Consider the following 15,675-nt stretch of genomic DNA (forward strand, 5'->3'; position numbering starts at 1 on the left):
CTGGCGGTCTTCGTGGTGGGGCGACTCCGGCCCTGGCATTGCGCAGGGCCTCTGTGCTGTGTTCGTCAGCGCTGGCTTGCCGTCTGCCAAGGGTTGAACGCGCCTGATTACCGCAGGTTTTACAGGGGAGGGCCAGCATGCATCGAAAGGTAGTAGGCGTGTGTCTGGCACTGCTGAGCATCGGCCATGCCGGTGCTGCAAGCGATGAGCGCGACCTGCTCCAGTTTGCCCGCTGGGCCGGCGATCATCAGACGCGTCCGTTTCGCGACATGTTGGTCGAGGCGCGACTCTACACCGTGGTGCCGATCGATCAGTTGCTGCGTTCGGCTTCGGACTGGCGCCCCTGCCAGGCCGAGCCATACGCCGTTGCACCCACCGCACAGTGGCCTGCCGTGCGCGCCACGCTGAGCCTGCTCCAGCACCTGCGCCAGGCCGACATCCTGCCGCCCTTCGAGGTGGTGTCGGCCTACCGAGGGCCGGCGCTCAACGCCTGCGCCGGTGGCGCTGCGCAGAGTGCCCACTTACGCGCCTTTGCCGTTGACCTGTTGCTACCCCCAGGGACCGACCTGACACCCTTGCAGCGCTTCTGGCAAGACCACGGCGCCAGCTGGAGCATGGGATTGGGGCGCTATCGATCGGGGCGTATTCATATTGATACGGCGGGTTATCGAAGGTGGTGAGGGGGATTCGTGACCTCGTTAGGTTCTGTACGAAAAACCTCGATACTCGCCCATGCTGCGTTGAAAACGCCCTCGGAATGCTCATGTACTCCAGTACACTCCGCTTCCTCGGCCGTTTTCGCCTTGCCTGGCCTTCGTCTCAAGGCTTTTCGTACAGAACCTAACACGCCTACTGAATATTGCATGGCCAAGCAAAGTGGGCAGGCCGCTGGCATTCGATGATGAAGTAGCGCTGCTCAGTGAAAGACAAACAGAGGCCAGACTATGAAAACCAACGCATTCCCTCATACGGATTCCAGCTTTTCGATCCCTTGATGCGCGTCAGATAGCATCCATAATTGGTGCTCGTTGAAAAGACAATTGCATTGATGAGACCGATGCAGAGGATCAGTTCGAATATACCGGTAGGGCCCAGCGCCAGCTCCATGCACGCTACAATCAACGTCAACACAAAATTTATCGCAAGAATGCCGATAAACTTGCGCCACATGCCCAGTATGAGTAGATAAATCGGGCCGAAGAAAAATGCGCTGATATTGATTCGGATGAGCTGTTGCTTATTGCTTGGCAATTTGTCGAGTGCAGCTTTGAATTCTGGTGTTTGCGGGCTGCCATGCTGGTCGAAAAACGCAAAGCGCTCTATCCATTTCAAACTGTGAAAAACGTGAGTGGGTGCTTCGTTTTCGGTCGTGTTCACACGTCAAGCTCCTTTTGGGTGCCTAGGCTTTTACGGTGGTTTTGAGATGATTTTTGCGTGTGCCTGTCACGAGGTTTTGGCGGCTGGAATGATATCCCGCGGGGCATGATTGAATACGTCTGAAATTTCCTAATCTATACGTATGAATCGCGCGTTTGTAGTTGAGATAATTATTCAAGAAGTCCTATTTCTTTAATTTTTCAGGCTGGATGAGGCTCTGTAACAGTGGTATGCATTAGCGCATAGAAATTTCTGACAGGCTCATGTAAGAAATCCATGGGGTACGCGATTAAATGGTTGCGATATTTAATATTTTGAAAGTTTCAGTCTGGTCACCCGTTAGCGCTTGTTCCGATCACCGAAACTGGACCACTGCCGATGCATACAACAGCAAGACCTTCCAGCAGCGCGGCCCGGTGTGTGTACCTGCCGACCTTCCCAACAAAGTGCTGATCGAGAACGTCATGGCCTGGGCGGATCAGTCGATCACCGATCAACACAAGACCGAAAGCGCTACGTCATCAGCCTACGCATTCATGCGCTTGAGCTATCCCTGCCGATAGCGATCAGGGGCATGCTGGCAACCCTGGCGCGAGTGTCCGGGCCCGAGGGTGGGATCGATCGATTGAAACGGTAACCGGGCGAGGCGTTGGGCCTGGTCACTGAGAGAGGAGGGGTTCGAACATTAAATCGCAGACACAAAAAAGCCCGCACAAGGCGGGCTTCGTTGTTGCTTGGCGATGTGGACATCACTAAGCAGGTGTTTGGTGGCTACACAGGGACTTGAACCCCGGACCCCAGCATTATGAATGCTATGCTCTAACCAACTGAGCTATGTAGCCAACTGGCGCGCATTATTCTCTTCACCACGGCCTCTGTCAACACTCTCCTCAAAAAAAATCTGCACGCTTTCAAAAACTTAGCCAGATCCCTCGATCAACGCACCAGCAGCCAGTGGCCGAGCACGGTATTGAGCTGCAGGTGCTGTTCGCCAGCCAAGCGCTCAAGCGTGGCTGCACTGCGGTCCAGGTCGAAGTTTCCGCTGACCCGGCGGTGGGCCGTCTGCTCGTCCATCAGCCACAGCCGTTGGCCCTGGTAGCGGGCCAAGCGCTCCAGCATACGGCCGAGCGGCATGTCGTTGGCGATCAGTTGGCCCTGGCGCCAAGCCTCCGCCGTTTTGACGTCAGCTTTCTCGACGCTGTGCAGGCCGGTGTCATCGAAGGTGACTCGCTCGCCGGCCGACACCAGCCGTTGGTCGGTGCCTTGCTGAACCACGGCCCGGCCTTTCAAGACCACCAGTTCATCGTGCTCAGCGTGTCGCGCGATCAGCATCCGCGTACCGAACACCTGAATCCGCGTGCCACCCACTTTCACGTCCATCTCCCGCCCGTCGAGCTTCACCTCCAGCAGCACCTGGCCCTGGACCAGGTGCAAATGGCGCACGCGCCCACGCAGGTCGAGGTTCATGGCGCTCGCGCTATCGAGGTGCAGGATCGAGCCCTCGCTCAGGCGCACCATGCGCCGCTCGCCGACTTCGGTGTGCACCTGGCTGGCCAGGCGCTCGGCCCAGGGCCAGTAGAGGTAGGCGAGGGCGGCCAGAAACAGCACGAACAATGCGCCGAGGTAGACGCCGGCACGGCCGTTATGCACTGCCAGCAGACGCGGGCGCGGGCGGGGTCGGACCAGTGTGGGCTTCATTCGCAGCATGCGCGCCTGCACCGCAGCATAGGCCTGGGCATTGACGGGGTCGGTGCACCAGGTGACGAACGCTTGGCGAAGCGGCGCATCACAGCCGGGTTGCTGCAGCAGCGTGAACCACTCCAAGGCGTCCTGATCAGGATCCGGCGTGGGCTGCAAGGCGGGCATCGGGCTCATCGTTCGGTCGACTCTGAAAGGACGTGAGAAAGGCCAAAGAGGCGGAAAGGCAATGTGCCAGCGATGCTATTTATATTGAGAACCATTTGCAAGTACGCTGCGGATGGGCGGTAAAAAAGGTAGCTAAGTAACTAGTTGTTTCCGGATAATCGATCTTCATTCCCTACGCCCACGGATGATTCGGCCATGGCCAGCAGCAGTACGCAGACTTCCACCGTCCCCAGCCCGGCGAACCCAGCCAACACCCTGGTGATGTCGATCATCGGCTTCTGTGCGCTGGCGCACCTGATCAACGACCTGATCCAGGCGGTGCTGCCGGCCATCTATCCGATGCTCAAGGTCAACTATGACCTGAGCTTTACCCAGATCGGCCTGATTACCCTGACCTTCCAGGTCACCGCGTCCTTGCTGCAGCCCTGGGTCGGCTTCTTCACCGACCGTCGGCCCACGCCGAACCTGTTGCCGTTGGGCACGTTGTGTACGCTGGTGGGCATTCTCATGCTGGCGTTCGTCGGCAGCTTCGAGATGATCCTGTTGGCCTCGGCGCTGGTCGGTATCGGTTCATCGACCTTCCACCCGGAAACCTCGCGGATCGCTCGTCTGGCCTCTGGGGGGCGCTTCGGCCTGGCGCAGTCGACCTTTCAGGTCGGTGGCAACACCGGTTCGGCCTTCGGCCCGCTGCTGGCGGCGGCCATTGTCATCCCATTCGGCCAGACCCACGTGGCCTGGTTCGGTCTGGCGGCGCTGTTCTTCTTCTGCGTCACCCTGAAACTGCGTGGCTGGTACGCCGGGCACCTGAGCCAGGCCAAGGCGCGCAAGCTGGTGCCGGTTACCCATGGCCTGTCCCGCGGGCGGGTGGTCGCGGCGCTGGTGATCCTCGGTCTGCTGGTGTTTTCCAAGTACTTCTACATGGCCAGCTTCACCAGCTACTTCACCTTCTACCTGATCGAGAAATTCGACCTGTCGGTGGCCAGCTCGCAGTTGCACCTGTTCCTGTTCCTCGGCGCAGTGGCGGCGGGCACTTTTTTCGGTGGCCCGATCGGTGACCGTATCGGGCGCAAGGCGGTGATCTGGTTCTCGATCCTGGGCGTGGCGCCGTTCACCCTGGCGCTGCCCTACGCCGACCTGTTCTGGACCACGGTGCTCAGCGTGATCATCGGCTTCATCCTGGCCTCGGCGTTTTCCGCCATCGTGGTCTACGCCCAGGAACTGGTGCCCAACAGCGTGGGCATGATTGCCGGGATCTTCTTCGGCCTGATGTTTGGCTTCGGCGGTATCGGGGCGGCGCTGCTGGGCTATGTGGCCGATTTGCGTGGCATCGAATACGTGTACGGCGTGTGTTCGTATCTGCCACTGTTCGGCTTGTTGACGATATTCCTGCCCTCCACGCGCAAACGCTGAAGCAATGGTGAGGCGCTCCTGGAATCAAGCGTAACGTGTCGATTTGGAGGGCAGTCCATCCTGGAGCGGCCGGTCCGGCGCTCCGGATTACCGCGAGGGGCGGCAAAGCCGCCCCAAGGCTGCGACCCTTATCCATGCGTGATCGTGGGCGCCTGGATAAGGCCGGCTACGCCGGCCATCGCGGCAGTAGCCGCTCTACATGGACCGCGTTTCTTTCCGAGATGAGGCGCAGATAAGAGGCCGCATGAACCTGCCCTTACCGGCCTGCACACAAAAAACTGACACTCCCGCCCTGCGCGGTCGCACCCACAGAAAAACCAGTGCTCTGCGCGACAGCGCGGCGCCTTGCCGCGGGCTGGCTCCTACTGCGAATCACTTTCCCTTAACTGAATGGCAGTAAGGCATTAACCAATAACCCAAGACCCAAGACCCCATTACCCCGATTGACGGCGCAGGGCCGCTGGCCTAGAGTCGCGCCTCCTGTCATTTACCTACAGCCGACGTCATGCATCGCTTCCTCCCTTCCTCGCCAGCGTGCCCGCCTGCCCTTCAGGCCCGGCATTGCACCTGGCCGAGCGACACGGTGCTCAAGCGTCGGCGCAGCGTGCTGTTCGCCTTCACCTTTTCCCCGCATCTCCCACGCTCCTGATTCGCGCTGCCCGGCCACTGTCGGCACGGCGTCTGTGTGTCTGCGCGTGAAGCGCTGTGCGTTGGATGGATAGGTCGCGGCCGTGTGTAAGGCCGCTGAGGACGAGTGATGAACATGCGTTTGCTGGTGGGTTTGCTGTTTGCGGTCTCGGTGGTCGGCTTCAGCCTGGGGGCGACCCTGCCGCTGGTCTCCCTACGCTTGCAGGCTGCAGGCGCCAGCACCTTGCACATCGGCATCGTCTCGGCGATTCCAGCCGCGGGCATGATGCTCTCGGCTTTTCTGGTGGACGCCTGCTGCCGGCGCCTGACCCGCCGCGTCATCTACCTGCTCAGTTTCAGCCTGTGCACGGCCAGCATCGCCTTGCTCGACTGGGGCTTCGCCACGCTATGGCAACTGGCCGTGCTGCGTCTGGCACTGGGGTTGGGCATGGGGGTGGCGATCATTCTCGGTGAGTCGTGGGTCAACGAACTGTGCCCCGAGCACAACCGCGGCAAGATCATGGCGCTGTACGCCACCTGCTTCACCGGTTTTCAGGTGTTGGGCCCGGCGCTGCTGTCGTTGCTCGGCGCGCAGAGCCCGTGGCTGATCTGGCTGGTCACGGCCTGCTATGGCCTGGCGTTGCTGTGCATTGTGCTGACGGTGCCCAACGACCGGGTCGTGCACCACGAGGATGAGGCCGGCTTCGGCCTGGCCGGTTTCTTCCGCGTGGCGCCGGCGCTGTGCATGGGTGTGCTGTTCTTCTCTTTCTTCGATGCCGTGGTGCTGTCGCTGATGCCGATCTATGCCACCAGCCACGGCTTTGCCGTAGGCGTGGCAGCGTTGATGGTAACGGTAGTCTTTGCCGGCGACATGCTGTTCCAGTTGCCCTTGGGCTGGCTGGCCGACCGGGTCGAGCGCACCCGGTTGCACCTGGCGTGTGGCGGGGTGGCGATGCTGATCGGGATCGGCTTGCCATGGCTGTTGCAGGTCGATTGGCTGCTGTGGCCGATGCTGGTGCTGCTGGGCGCTGTGGCCGGCGGCATCTACACCCTGGCGCTGGTGTTGATCGGCCAGCAGTTCAGCGGCCGCGACCTGGTCATGGCCAATGCCAGTGTGGGTTTGCTGTGGGGCGTCGGCAGCCTGGTCGGACCCCTGGTCAGCGGCGCGGCCATGAGCGCCGCACCCCATGGGCTGCCGATGATGCTGGCGTTGATGGCCGGGTCGTTCGTGGTGTTTGCCTGGCGCGCCTCCCGGCAGGGCGCACGCCGCGCCGCGTTGACCGGCTAGGTGCAAGCGTTCGGCGTTCGGTTCATACCGCGTGTGGCTCGGCAGAGCACGGTTGCGGCCAACGACCGCAGCGTGTTCCGCCCCGGCGACGCGCTATCACCCCGCTTGAATCAGAACGTCCCGCGCAGCGTCACCGAGACATTGCGCGGATCACCCCAGTAGTAGCCGGTCGCCGTCGGTGCCACCTGACGGTAGTATTTGCGGTCGAACAGGTTGTTGGCGTTGAGCTGCAGCGAGTAGTGGTCGTCGAAGCGGTAGTTGACCAGCGCGTTGTATACCGCGTAGCCCGATTGCGACGCCTCTACCGTACCGCTGCGGTTGTAGATGCTGCTCTGCGCCTGCACGCCGCCGCCCACCGTCCAGTTGCTCAGCTCGCCCGGCAGGCGGTAACTGGTGAACAGGCGCAGCATGCGCTTGGGGTCGGTGGTGCGGATGGCGTTCCCGGTGTTGCTGGTGGTGTCTTTCAGGTACTCGGTGGTGTTGTAGGTGTAGCCGCCGCCCAGGTTCCAGTCCGGCAGCACCTCGCCGGAGATTTCCAGTTCGAAGCCCTGGCTGCGGTTCTTGCCGGCCGCGACCTTGCAGTAGCCCGTGGCGTAGTTGGGCAGGCACGGGTTGGGGCCGCTGATGTCATCCAGTGCGTTGCCCACTTGGTAGATGCGGAAGAACGCCAGCGAGGTGTTCAACCGGCCGTCGTAGAACTCGCCCTTGATTCCCGTCTCATAAGCCTCGCCCGTGACCGGCGCAAGCACCGAGCCACCGACGTCGGTCGCGGTCTGCGGGTTGAAGATCTCGGTGTAGCTGGCGTAGGCGCTGAAGTGCTCGTCGAGGTCGTAGATCAGCGCGGCATACGGCACCAGCTCGTTGTCGACGCTGAACGTGCCGTTGCTGCGCACGTTGTTTTCCTGTTCGTAGTCGTACCAGTTGGTGCGCGCGCCGACGATGGCGGTCAGCGAATCGGCAAGGGAAATGCGCCAGGTGGCGTAGGCGCCTTCCTGGGTGGTACGGGTTCGTACCGGGTGGTCGGTGACGGGGATCTTCGGGTTGGCCAGGCTGTGTTTCGGGTCCCAGTGGCGCAGGTCGAACAGGCCCGATTGGGTGTTGGCGGTGGCCGAGGCGTAGGAGTCATTGCGCGTACGCTCAACGCCGAGCATCAGCTCGTGGGTGCGACCGAACAGGTCGAACGGGCCGTTGAGGGTGGCGCTGAGGTTGTTCTGCAGGCTTTCCCCGCCATCGCCCTCGACCACCTGATAGCTCATCAGGTAGGGGTTTCTGGTCGGGTTGCTGTTACCGGCAGCGCGGGTGATGTAGGTCTGCTTGAAGCCGTCATCGGCCAGCTCGAAATGGGTGCGCTGGGCCATCAGCTTGAGCGACCAGTCGTTGTCGAAGCGGTGTTCCAGCTCGGCGAAGGTCTGCAGGTTGCTGCGGTTCCAGCGGTTCCACTCGGCACCCAGATAGGTGCTACGGCCAAACGGCAGGGGCTTGCCGTCGTAGTCGGCGGGCAGGTTGCCCCAGGCACCGGTGGCGTCGAGCTTGGTCCATTCCAGGCCGGTGGTCAGGGTGGTGCTGTCGTTCAGGTCGAAGGCCAGCACGCCGTAGAGCACGTCCTTGCGCTCGCTGCGCGATTGCTGAAAGTGATCGCGGTCGTCGTGCACGGCAATCATCCGCCCGCGCACGTTGCCGGTTTCGGTCAGCGGGCCGGAAATGTCGGCCACGTAACGCTGAGCGTTCCAGGTGCCGAGGGTGACGCTGCCTTCGCCCTGGAACTCAGCCGTGGGGCGCTTGCGCACCAGGTTGACCGTGCCGGACGGGTTGCCAGCGCCGCGCAGCATGCCAGTGGCCCCGCGGAGGATTTCCGCACGGTCGATGATCGCCGCATCGCTCTGCACGAACGAACCGCCGCCACTACCCTGCACCACGGTGGCGCCATCGTACTGGATCGCGTCGATGGCGTAGCCGCGCGAGTAGTACTGCACCCGCTCGCTGTCGAACAGGTTGACCACCACGCCTGGGGTCTGCTCGAGCAGGGTGGTGAGGTTGGTGATGTTCTGGTCCTTCAGGCGCTGGGTGGTGACCACCGTGACCGACTGCGGGGTGCGGCGCAGGCTTTGTGCGGTCTTGCCGATGGTCACTGCCCCGGTGGTGTAGGAACCGGTGTTTTCCGTGGTGGTGCCGAGGTGGTTGCTGGCGATGTCTATCGGCCCCAGTTCCAGCGCGCCGGCAGTGTCTGCAGCCGGGATCAGCAGGTAGTTGCTGTCGCTCTGTGGGTGGGCCTGCACATGACTGCCCTGCAGCAGGATCGACAGGGCTTCGGCGTTGCTGTGGCGGCCCTGTACGCCAGGGCTGTTTTTGCCCTGCAGGCTGGCGGCGTCGAACGACAGGTTCAAGCCGCCTTGACGCGCCAGCTGGTCGAGGGCTGCGGCCAAGGGGCCAGGGGCGATGCGCCAGTCACGTGACTGGGCCTGGTTGGCCGGGGCGGCGTGGGCCAGTAGCGGCAGGCCGCTGGTGCTGGCCAGGGTCATACCGAGCAAAGCGGCGCGCACGGCGCTACGCAGACGATCGTGGCGGGGAGAGGCGGGGTGGATCATGCAACGCTCCTGAAGGTTGGGGCCACTGTTGGGGCTTTATTCCTTCAGGCCGTACGAGAATGAGATTCCACCTCATTTATTTTCACGTTTTTTTCACACTTGCCCGACGCTGACCCAATAGCGGGTCCGGTAGTAGACCTGAATGGGCAGGCTGCGGCTGAGCAACTGCAGGATCTGGTCGGTGTCGGCCAACTGGTACGTACCGGACACGTTCAGCTCGGCAACCTGATCCGCGCAGCGCAGATAGCCTGGGCGGTAACGTGACAGCTCATCGAGAAACGCGCGCAGCGGCATCTGCTGCACGCTGAGCACGCCCTCGGTCCAGCCCCACGGGTCGACGTTCAGGTGGGCCGCGTGCAACTGACCGCTGCGATCGAGTTGCCAGACCTGCCCGGCCGTCAGCGGGCTCAGGGCGCTGCCTGCGACCGTCACCTGACCGCGCTTGACGGCCACCAGCAAGCCGCCGAGGTTTTCGCGCAGCAGTACCTGGCCGTCGAGGGTTTCCAGCTGGCCGACGCGGGTGCTGATGTGGAAGGGGCGAAAGTCCCTGGTGTTGCTGTCGAGGCTGACTTCCCCGTGCAGCAAGGTCAGCTGACGCAGGTCGGGGCTGAAGCGCAGGTCGATGGCGCTGTCGGTGTTGAGCTGGAGGCGGCTGCCATCGCTGCCGAGCAGCTTGCGCCGCTCGCCGGTGGCCGTACGGCTGTCGGCCAGCCACTGTTCAAGCCCCAGCGGCTCGCGGTTGATCCAGCCCAGGCCACCGGCCATGGCCAGCACGCCGAGCAGCTTGAGTTGATCGCGGCGCGTGATGCGCTGGCGCTGAGCGTTGTCCAGGGTGCTGCGGCTGATCGCGCTGGGCAATCCGGCCAGCTCGTCGCCCAGGCTGCTGACCCGCTGCCAGGCCTGTGGGTTGTGCGGGTGGCTGGCCAACCACTGCTGGAACTGTTGCTCGGTGCGTGGGCTGGGGCGGTCATAGCGCAGCCGTACCAGCCATTCGATGGCTTGCTCGACCTGGGCTTGACCCGGTGCGGTAGACGCGCCGTGGTCAGGCATCGGCATAGCGCAACCGGTAGCAGATGCCCAGGGCGCGGGCGAGATCGCGTTCTACCGTGGCACGCGAGGCCTGCAGATGCGCGGCGATCTGGGCAATGCTCAAGCCGTCGAGCTGTGCCAGCAGAAACGCCTGGCGGGCGCGCGGTTTGAGTTGGTGCAGGGCGCGGTCGAGACGCTCAAGGGTATCGAGGATGACCCGCCGCGCCTCTTCGCTCGGCACCTCGCCTTCGGGCAGGTGCGCCAGGCTGTCGGCGTAGGCACGCTCCAGCGCGCGGCGGCGCAGCTGGTCGATCATCAGGCCGCGGGCGATGCTGCTGAGGTAGGCGCGAGGTTGCTTGAGCGGACCGCTCTGGCGGGCGCGCAACAGGCGCACGAAGGTGTCTTGCGCCAGATCGGCGGCGTTCTCGCGACAGCCCACCCGCGCCCATAGCCAGCCACGCAGCCAGGCGTGATGGGTTTGGTAGAGCAGATCGACCTCGGCCGTTTGCAGCGTGTGATTGACCTGCATGACGATGGCAACCCGAACTGGAATGGAGGAATGATTGTTAATCGTTCTCAATTCTATGCGTGCGGGTGCGGGTGGGCAATGGCATACCAGGGAAATGTTGCCGGGTTGACGGGGGCGGTCGGATGAGTGGTGGCGGGGTGGAACGCTGGCCTGCCAGGGCGGGCACCCTCAGCATTCACCCAATGGGCCGATCGAGCCACGCCAGCACGCCCCGCCCGGCCCGTACCCCGCTGGCGAAACAGGCGGTCAGCAGATACCCGCCGGTGGGCGCTTCCCAGTCGAGCATCTCCCCCGCGCAGAAGACCCCAGGCATCGCCTTGAGCATCAAGCCGTTATCCAGCGCTTCGAATCGCACACCGCCAGCACTGCTGATGGCCTCGTCGAGCGGGCGGGTGCGCAGCAGGGTGATGGGCAAGGCTTTGATCGCCTCCGCCAGCCGCGTCATGTCACTGAACGTGGCCGCATCCGTCAGCTCGCGCAGCAGCCCGGCCTTGACCCCACCGAGCCCCAACTGGCCCTGCAGGTGTTTGGCCATCGACCGCGAGCCCCGAGGTTTTGCCAGGGCCTGGACGATCGTGTCCACAGGTTTGTCAGGCAACAGGTCGAGCAGCAGCCGGGCGCTGCCGTCGCGCTCGAGGGCGGCGCGCAGCGGCGCCGACCAGGCGTACACCAGGCTGCCTTCAACGCCTTGGGCGGTGAGGATGAATTCGCCTTTGCGCGGCGCCGCACCTGGCACTGAAAGCGCAATGTTCTTCACCGGCGCGCCCGCGTACTTGCTCACCAGCAACTCGCTCCAGGCATCGACCTCGAAGCCGCAGTTGCTCGGCCGTAGGGGCGAGATATCCACAGCCTGTGCCTGCAGCCACGGGACCCAGGCCCCGTCGGAGCCCAAACGCGCCCAGCTGCCGCCGCCCAATGCCAGTACCACGGCGCTGGGCTGCACACCTCGCTCGCCCTCAGGGCTGGTGATGCGCAGGCTGGCGTCGCTGTTCCAACCCTGCCAGCGGTGGCGGTTGTGGATAACCACGCCGGCTTCACGCAACCGTTTGAGCCAGGCGCGCAGTAAGGGCGCAGCTTTCATGTCGGTCGGAAACACGCGCCCCGAGGTGCCGACGAAAGTGTCGATGCCCAGGCCATGAATCCAGGCCCGCAAGGCTGTGGCATCGAAATCCTGCAGCAGTGGGTCGAGCGCGTGCTGACGCTCGGCATAGCGCGCGACGAAGGCTGGGTAGGGCTCGGAGTGGGTGATATTCATGCCGCCGACCCCGGCCAGCAGAAACTTGCGGCCCACCGACGGCATGGCATCGAACACCTCGACCGCCACCCCGGCACTGGCCAGAACTTCAGCCGCCATCAGGCCGGCAGGGCCGGCGCCGATCACGGCAACAAGGGGAGGGCGGGGCGTAGCGTCGGTCATGGTCGGCGGCAGGCTGTGGAAAACGGGCGGGCATTCTACCCCAGCGAGCCGATCCCGCGCGTTAACCCGGCGAACCGCCTGCACAATCCCCTTTTACCGACCCACCGAGAAAGCTGTACGAAAAATGCACAGCTCGCTGCAGCGTAGGCCCGGCGTGGCCTGTAGGGGCTTTCGCTCAGGTTATCCACAGGCGGTTCCACAGTCATTGTGGGTAATTGAGCACCCTCGCGGCGCTGTGATGCAGGATGCCGTGGCGTCGCGCCAGGGCTTGGCGGTCCTTGCTGTAGCCACCACCGATCACGGCCATCACTGGAATGTCGCGGCCCAGGCAGCGGCGCAGCACGCATTCGTCCCGCGCCGCGACCCCGGCATCGCTCAGTTTCAGGTAGCCCAGGGCATCGTCCTGATGCACGTCGACCCCGGCGTCGTACAGCACCAGGTCGGGCTGGTACAGCGGCAACAGGTAGTCGAGCGCCTGCTCCACCACCTGCAGGTAGGCGGCGTCATGCATGCCGCGCGGCAGGGGAATGTCCCAGTCACTGTGGGCCTTGCGCGCGGGGAAATTCTGCTCGCAGTGCAGCGACACGGTGATCGCCTCCGGGGTGTCCTGCAGGATGCGCGCGGTCCCGTCGCCCTGGTGCACGTCGCAGTCGAAGATCAGCACCCGCTGCACGCGACCGGCTTCGAGCAGGTAGCGGCTGATCACCGCCAGGTCATTGAAGATGCAGAAGCCGGCCGGATAGTCGTAATGGGCGTGGTGGGTGCCGCCGGCCAGATGGCAGGCGATGCCGTGCTGCAGGGCCAGTTCGGCGGTCAGCAAGGAGCCGCCGACGGCGCGGATGGTGCGCTGGGCCAGCGCCTCGCTCCAGGGCAGGCCCAGGCGTCGCTGGTCCTCGCGTGACAGCTCGCCACTCAGGTAGCGGTCGATGTAGGCCGGGTCGTGGGCCAGGGCAAGGACGTCGCGCGGGCACAGTTCAGGGCGGATCAGGTCTTTATCGCGGGTCAGGCCGCTGGCCACCAGGTGGTCGCGCAGCAAGCGAAACTTGTCCATCGGAAAGCGGTGCTCGGCGGGGAAGTCCGGGCTGTAGTCGTCGTGGTAGATCAGCGGCAGCGGCATGGTCAGCTCAAGGTCGGGCCAGCGGTGATCTTGCCAGTTGCAGGCCGGCGGCGGCCAGTGACTCGCGCAGGCTTGGCCAGCGCGCGTACGCTATAGACTGCATCGCCACCTACTGGAGCCACGCATGACCCTGATTGCCACCCTGGAAAGCCCGCGCCTGATCCTGCGCCAGTGGCAGGACGACGACCTCGTCGAATTCGCCGCGCTGTGCGCCGATCCGCAGGTGATGCGCTACTTTCCCGCACCCCTGACACGCCTGGAAGCCGCCGCGCTGGTGGGCCGCTTGCGCGGGCATTTCAATGAATACGGCTTTGGTCTGTGGGCGCTGGAGCGCAAGGACAGCGGCGCCTTCATCGGCATGACCGGTCTGCTCAACGTCAGCTTCGAAGCGCCGTTCAGCCCGGCGGTGGAAATCGGCTGGCGCCTGGCCCGGCGACACTGGGGCTTGGGCCTGGCCAGCGAGGCGGCGTGGGCGTGTCTGCGCTGCGCCTTCAGCCAGTTGCACCTCGATGAAGTGGTGGCCTTCACCACGCAAAGCAACCTGGCGTCGCAGAAGGTGATGCAGGCCATCGGCATGCAGCCCGACCTCGACGGTGCATTCGACCATCCCCGGCTGCCGTCCGATCACCCGCTGCGCGCACACGTGCTGTACCGCATCGACCGTGAGCAGTGGCTGCAAACCGTACGCGGCTAGCGGGATCGCCTGGGGGTGACAGTGACAAACCCTGTATCATCTTCGCCCATCGAACGCCGTAGTGCGCACGCCTTGCCTGGAGAAAGACCGATGAGTGATGTGCTGGACGACCTGGTCGACCTGCTGAGCCTTGAAGCAATCGAAGAAAACCTGTTCCGCGGCCGTAGCCAGGACCTGGGCTTCCGCCAGCTGTACGGCGGTCAGGTGCTTGGCCAATCGCTGTCGGCGGCCAGCCAGACGGTCGAAGATGCCCGCCATGTGCATTCGCTGCACGGCTATTTCCTGCGCCCGGGCGATGCCAGCATGCCGGTGGTGTACTCGGTTGACCGCGTGCGCGACGGCGGCAGCTTCAGCACGCGCCGGGTCACAGCGATCCAGAAAGGCCAGCCGATCTTTACCTGCAGCGCCTCGTTCCAGTACGACGAAGAAGGCTTCCTGCACCAGGCGGCCATGCCTCAGGTGGTCGGGCCGGAGAACTTGCCCAGTGAACTGGAGCTGGCCAGCACCCTGGCGACCCACTTGCCCGAGCGTTTGCGGGAAAAGGTGCTGCGCCCCAAGCCTATCGAGATCCGTCCGGTGACCGAGCGCGACCCGTTCAATCCCAAGCCCGATGATCCGGTCAAATACGTGTGGTTCCGCGCCGACGGCAGCCTGCCCGACGTCCCGGCGCTGCACAAATACCTGCTGGCCTACGCCTCGGACTTCGGCCTGCTGACCACCTCCTTGCTGCCCCATGGCAAGTCGGTGTGGAACAACGACATGCAGATCGCCAGCCTTGATCACTCGCTGTGGTTCCACGCCAACCTGCGCGCCGATGAATGGCTGCTGTACGCCACCGATAGCCCGTGGGCGGGTAATGCCCGCGGTTTCAATCGTGGCAGCATCTATAACCGTGCCGGCCAACTGGTGGCCTCGTCCAGCCAGGAAGGGCTGATCCGCCACCGCAAGGACTGGGCATGACGCTCGACCAGATTCGCCACTGGGTATTCGACATGGACGGCACCCTGACAGTGGCCGTGCATGATTTCGCGGCCATTCGCGTGGCCCTGGACATTCCGCCGGCGGACGACATCCTCGGCCACCTGGCGGCGCTGCCGGCCGATGAAGCCGCCGCCAAGCATGCCTGGCTGCTGGAGCACGAACGTGATTTGGCCCTGGGCTCGCGCCCGGCGCCGGGGGCGGTGGCGCTGGTGCGCGCGCTGGCCGCGCGCGGCTGCCGTCTCGGCGTGCTGACCCGCAATGCGCGCGAGCTGGCCCATGTCACGCTGCAAGCCATCGGCATCGCCGACTGCTTTGAACGCTCACAGGTGCTAGGGCGCGATGAGGCTGAGCCCAAACCCAGCCCCGAAGGGCTTCTGAAGATCGCCCAGGCCTGGGGCGTAGCGCCGGCCGAGATGGTGATGGTCGGTGACTACCGCATCGACCTGGACAGCGGCCGTGCGGCGGGCACCCGCACCGTGCTGGTGAACGTGCCGGACAACCCTTGGCCGGAGCTGACCGACTGGCATGCGGCGGACTGCCAGGCGTTGCACAAGCTGCTGGGGTGAGACGCCAGCGTTTCAAGGGGTACTGCACGGGCCTGTCAACGTCGCATGGCAGCGATTGGCGCCGCTTCGCGTCCGATCGCGACTAAAGCCGTTTGTTTTGTCCATCGCGAGCTCGCTCGCGAACAACGCCCAGGCACCGCGTTTGGCCAGGCGTTCGCGTCATCGTTGACGTCCATCGCGAGCAAGCTC

13 protein-coding genes and 1 tRNA gene are annotated in these 15,675 nt (G+C 63.9%); 6 read left to right on the plus strand and 8 right to left on the minus strand.

The genetic code is table 11. The features are described from left to right. Nucleotides 1-137 precede the first annotated feature (137 nt). Nucleotides 138-680, plus strand: a complete 543-nt coding sequence (locus tag SJI00_RS18380) for a D-Ala-D-Ala carboxypeptidase family metallohydrolase (protein ID WP_322463101.1) — start codon at nucleotides 138-140, stop codon at nucleotides 678-680. Nucleotides 681-942: 262 nt separating this feature from the next. On the opposite strand, the gene SJI00_RS18385 is transcribed toward SJI00_RS18380, so the two are convergent. The 3 genes from SJI00_RS18385 to SJI00_RS18395 form a co-directional block, all read right to left on the minus strand. Further along, nucleotides 943-1,377, minus strand: a complete 435-nt coding sequence (locus SJI00_RS18385) for a DUF2628 domain-containing protein (RefSeq protein ID WP_322463102.1) — start codon at nucleotides 1,375-1,377, stop codon at nucleotides 943-945. 765 nt (nucleotides 1,378-2,142) lie between these two features. Next, nucleotides 2,143-2,219 (minus strand) — tRNA-Met (locus tag SJI00_RS18390). Between the two features lie 94 nt (nucleotides 2,220-2,313). Beyond that, a complete protein-coding gene (locus tag SJI00_RS18395) occupies nucleotides 2,314-3,243 on the minus strand; it encodes a FecR family protein (RefSeq protein ID WP_416221068.1) in 930 nt (309 codons plus the stop codon). 195 nt (nucleotides 3,244-3,438) lie between these two features. On the opposite strand from SJI00_RS18395, the gene SJI00_RS18400 reads away from it, so the two are divergent. Both SJI00_RS18400 and SJI00_RS18405 read left to right on the plus strand, forming a co-directional pair. Then, entirely contained in the window at nucleotides 3,439-4,653 is a 1,215-nt protein-coding gene (locus SJI00_RS18400; RefSeq protein WP_322463104.1) for an MFS transporter, read from the plus strand. A gap of 757 nt (nucleotides 4,654-5,410) precedes the next feature. Continuing rightward, on the plus strand, nucleotides 5,411-6,568 hold the full coding sequence (locus SJI00_RS18405; RefSeq protein ID WP_322463105.1) for an MFS transporter: 1,158 nt from the start codon (nucleotides 5,411-5,413) through the stop codon (nucleotides 6,566-6,568). A gap of 110 nt (nucleotides 6,569-6,678) precedes the next feature. Here SJI00_RS18405 and SJI00_RS18410 read toward each other — a convergent pair whose 3' ends face one another. From SJI00_RS18410 to SJI00_RS18430, 5 genes are all read right to left on the minus strand, one after another. Next, nucleotides 6,679-9,153 (minus strand): TonB-dependent siderophore receptor, encoded by a 2,475-nt coding sequence (locus tag SJI00_RS18410; protein WP_322463106.1) that lies wholly within the window; start codon nucleotides 9,151-9,153, stop codon nucleotides 6,679-6,681. A 93-nt stretch (nucleotides 9,154-9,246) separates the two neighbouring features. Continuing rightward, nucleotides 9,247-10,209, minus strand: coding sequence for a DUF4880 domain-containing protein (locus SJI00_RS18415; RefSeq protein ID WP_322463107.1), 963 nt, complete (start codon nucleotides 10,207-10,209; stop codon nucleotides 9,247-9,249). Then, a complete protein-coding gene (locus SJI00_RS18420) occupies nucleotides 10,196-10,711 on the minus strand; it encodes a sigma-70 family RNA polymerase sigma factor (protein WP_322463108.1) in 516 nt (171 codons plus the stop codon). Before SJI00_RS18420 ends, SJI00_RS18415 begins: the two co-directional genes overlap by 14 nt. A 175-nt stretch (nucleotides 10,712-10,886) precedes the next feature. Further along, a complete protein-coding gene (locus tag SJI00_RS18425) occupies nucleotides 10,887-12,128 on the minus strand; it encodes a TIGR03862 family flavoprotein (protein ID WP_322463109.1) in 1,242 nt (413 codons plus the stop codon). Between the two features lie 202 nt (nucleotides 12,129-12,330). After that, nucleotides 12,331-13,245, minus strand: coding sequence for a histone deacetylase family protein (locus SJI00_RS18430; protein ID WP_322463110.1), 915 nt, complete (start codon nucleotides 13,243-13,245; stop codon nucleotides 12,331-12,333). A gap of 124 nt (nucleotides 13,246-13,369) precedes the next feature. On the opposite strand from SJI00_RS18430, the gene SJI00_RS18435 reads away from it, so the two are divergent. The 3 genes from SJI00_RS18435 (at nucleotide 13,370) to SJI00_RS18445 (ending at nucleotide 15,486) form a co-directional block, all read left to right on the plus strand. Further along, nucleotides 13,370-13,939, plus strand: a complete 570-nt coding sequence (locus tag SJI00_RS18435) for a GNAT family N-acetyltransferase (protein WP_322463111.1) — start codon at nucleotides 13,370-13,372, stop codon at nucleotides 13,937-13,939. A 90-nt stretch (nucleotides 13,940-14,029) separates the two neighbouring features. Continuing rightward, nucleotides 14,030-14,899 (plus strand): acyl-CoA thioesterase II, encoded by an 870-nt coding sequence (gene tesB / locus SJI00_RS18440; protein ID WP_322463112.1) that lies wholly within the window; start codon nucleotides 14,030-14,032, stop codon nucleotides 14,897-14,899. Beyond that, nucleotides 14,896-15,486 (plus strand): HAD family hydrolase, encoded by a 591-nt coding sequence (locus SJI00_RS18445; RefSeq protein ID WP_322463113.1) that lies wholly within the window; start codon nucleotides 14,896-14,898, stop codon nucleotides 15,484-15,486. The genes tesB and SJI00_RS18445 overlap by 4 nt, the downstream gene beginning before the upstream one ends. Nucleotides 15,487-15,675: the final 189 nt, after the last annotated feature.

This window comes from Pseudomonas gebzensis (assembly GCF_034427815.1).
Lineage (GTDB): Bacteria > Pseudomonadota > Gammaproteobacteria > Pseudomonadales > Pseudomonadaceae > Aquipseudomonas.